The following is a 3,758-nucleotide window of genomic DNA, read 5'->3' on the forward strand; positions in this document are numbered from 1 at the left end:
GTACCAGCACTGGCGGCCTCGGCGGCAATGGCGCCGCCGGTTACAGCCACGGCGGCAACGGCGGCTCAGCGACCAATGGCACGTTGTCCATTGGTGGTGGCGGCGGTGGTTCGGGCTGGAACTCGGTTGGCGGCGTCGGTGGCAATGCGGCCGGCGGTATCTACAACGCCTCGACCGGCACCTTGAAAGTCATCGGCACATCGGTCATCAGCAATAACCTCGCGGCGGGCGGTGGCGGCGGCGGTGGTGGCAGCGGCGGCAACATTGCCAACGGCGGTGACGGTGGCCGTGGTGTCGGGGCCATCTGGAACAACGGCGGCACGGTACTGATCACCGCTGCCAACTTCGCGGCGATCACCGGCAACGCTGCGGCCAGTGGTGCCGGAGGCCCGTCAAACGGCGGTGCGACGGGTAGCTCGCCGAGTGCCACTGCTGCGGTTTACAGTACCGGCGGCACGCTCAATACCAATTACGTCGAACCACCGACCGCGACCATCGTCCTGGCGGACAGTGCGCTGAAAATTGGCGAAACCTCGCTGGTGACCATCACCTTCAACACGGCGGTCACTGGCTTCACCAATGCCGACCTGACCATCGCCAACGGCACGTTGACGGCCGTGAGCAGCAGCGATGGCGGGATCACCTGGACCGCGACTTTTACGCCGACCAACGGGATTACCGACACCACCAACGTCATCACTCTGGACAACACCGGTGTGGCGGCGGTCTCTGACGGTACCGTGGGTGTCGGTACCACCAATTCCAGCAATTATGTGATCGATACCCAGCGCCCGACGGCCACTATCGTTGTCGCTGACACGGCCCTGAAAATCGGTGAAACGTCGCTGGTGACCATCACCTTCAATGAAGCGGTCAGCGGTTTCACCAACGCCGACCTGACCATCGCCAACGGCACGTTGTCCGCCGTGAGCAGCAGCGATGGAGGCATTACCTGGACGGCGACGTTTACGCCGAGTGGCAGTGTCACCGACACCACTAACGTGGTGACGCTGGATAACACCGGGATCGCTGACCTGGCCGGTAACGCCGGCAGCGGTACAACCGATTCCAACAACTACGCCATCGACACCGTGCGCCCGACGGCCACCCTTGTCGTTGCGGACACCGCGCTCAAGGCAGGGGAAACCTCGCTGGTGACCATCACGTTCAGCGAGGCCGTGACCGGTTTCACCACCGCCGACCTGTCCGTGGCCAATGGCAGCGTGAGCGGTTTGAGCAGCAGTGACGGCGGGATCACCTGGACGGCCACCCTCACGCCAACCAACAACATCAGCGATACCACCAACCTGATCACCCTGGCCAATACCGGCCTCTCCGATTTGTCCGGCAATACCGGCAGCGGCACCACCGACTCGAACAATTACGCCATCGACACGCAGCGCCCGACGGCGACTATTGTGGTTGCCGACAACGCCTTGAGAATCGGCGAAACGTCGTTGGTGACCATCACCTTCTCCGAAGCCGTGACCGGCTTCACTAATGCCGACCTGACCATCGCCAACGGCACGCTGAGCGCCGTGAGCAGCAGTGATGGTGGCATCACCTGGACGGCAACCTTCACGCCGACCGCCAACATTACCGATGCCACCAACCTGATCACCCTCGACAACAGTGGGGTCAGTGACGTCAACGGCAACCAGGGCAGCGGCACCACCGACTCCAATAACTACGCCATCGACAACCAGCGCCCAACGGCCACCATCGTGTTCACAGACACGGCCTTGAAAATCGGCGACACATCGCTGGTGACCATCACCTTCAGTGAAGCGGTCAGCGGTTTCACCAACGCCGACCTGACCATCGCCAATGGCACCTTGAGCGCAGTCAGCAGCAGTGACGGAGGTATTACCTGGACCGCAACGTTCACTCCAGGCGCCAGCATCAGCGACACCACCAATCTGGTGACGCTGGACAACACCGGCATCGCTGACCTGGCCGGCAACGCTGGCAGCGGCACTACGGATTCGAACAATTACAGCATCGACACCCAACGTCCGACAGCGACCATCGTGGTCGCCGACACGAGCCTCAGCGCCGGTGAAACCTCGTTGGTGACCTTTACCTTCTCCGAGGCGGTGACGGGCTTCACCAACGCCGATCTGAACATACCCAACGGCACGTTGACCGCCGTGAGCAGCAGCGACGGCGGCATCACCTGGACGGCGACATACACGCCCACTCTCGGGATCAACGACACCAGCAACCTTATCAGCCTGAACAACACCGGCATCGCTGACCTGGCCGGTAACGCCGGCACCGGCGTCACCAACTCCGGCAATTTCGTGATCGACACCATGGTTCCGACCGCCACTATCGTGGTTGCCGACAACAGCCTGAGCATCGGCGAAACCACCACGGTGACTATCACCTTCTCCGAAGCCGTGACCGGTTTCAGTAACGCCGACCTGACCATCGCCAACGGCACGCTGAGCGCCGTGAGCAGCAGTGATGGTGGCATCACCTGGACGGCAACCTTCACGCCGACCGCCAACATTACCGACGCGACCAACCTGATCACCCTGGACAATACCGGGGTGCAGAATGGGTCCGGCAACGTGGGAGTGGGCACCACTGATTCGAACAATTACGCCATCGACACCCAGCGCCCGACCGCGACCGTTGTGGTGGCCGACACGGCGCTGGGCGTTGGCCAGACCACCACGGTCACTATTACCTTCAGCGAGGCGGTGACTGGCTTCACCCTGGCAGACCTGACCGTCGAGAACGGCACACTTTCCGCGCTGAGCACTTCGGACAACATCACCTACACCGCGACGTTTACCCCATCGGCCGGCGTCACCGACACCAGCAACCTGATCACCCTGGACAACACTGGAGTGGTCGACGGGGCCGGCAACACTGGCAGCGGTACCACCGATTCGAACAACTACGCGGTCGACAGTCAGCGTCCGACCGCCACGATTGTCATGAGCGACAACGATCTGCGTCCTGGTGAAACAGCGACCGTGACCATCACCTTCAGCGAAGCGGTCACCAGTTTCGACAATGCCGACCTGAGCGTCGCCAACGGCACGTTGAGCAACGTCTCGTCCAGCGACGGCGGCATCACCTGGACGGCGACGTTCACTCCGACCATCGGCATCAGCGATACCACCAACCTGATTGTTCTGAACAACTCCGGCATCAGCGATCTGGCCGGCAATGCTGGCACCGGCACCACCAACTCGGCCAACTACGCGGTGCAAACCGAAGTGCCGACCGCGACCATCGTCGTTGCGGACAGCTCGCTCAAGGCCGGGGAAACCTCGATCGTGACGATCACCTTCAGCGAGGCGGTCAGCGGTTTCAGCAATGCGGACCTGACCATCGCCAATGGCACCCTGAGCAACGTCAGCTCCAGCGATGGCGGCATCACCTGGACCGCCACGCTGACGCCAACCGCCAACATCACCGACACCAGCAACCTGATCACCCTCGACAACAGCGGGGTCACCAACGCCTCTGGCAACAGTGGCGTCGGCACCACCGACTCCAACAACTTTGCCATCGACACCGCGTTGCCGACCGCCACTATCGTGGTCGCCGACAATCGCCTGGGCATTGGCGAAACCACCACGGTGACCATCACCTTCAGCGAAGCCGTGAGCGGTTTCGATCTGTCGGACATCAGCGTCGCCAATGGCACCTTGTCGAACCTGATCAGCAGCGACGGCGGCATCACCTGGACCGCCACGCTGACACCAACCGCCAACGTCAACGATGCGACCAACCTGATC

The 3,758-nt window shown here is 62.2% G+C and carries 1 protein-coding gene; it reads left to right on the forward strand.

The genetic code is table 11. The features are described 5' to 3' along the window. Positions 1 to 3,758 (forward strand): S-layer family protein (locus DBR24_RS18145; protein WP_256591608.1); only part of this gene is annotated, 3,758 nt, incomplete at both ends.

The organism is Pseudomonas sp. HMWF006, from assembly GCF_003061205.1.
GTDB classification, from domain to species: Bacteria; Pseudomonadota; Gammaproteobacteria; order Pseudomonadales; family Pseudomonadaceae; genus Aquipseudomonas; species Aquipseudomonas monsensis.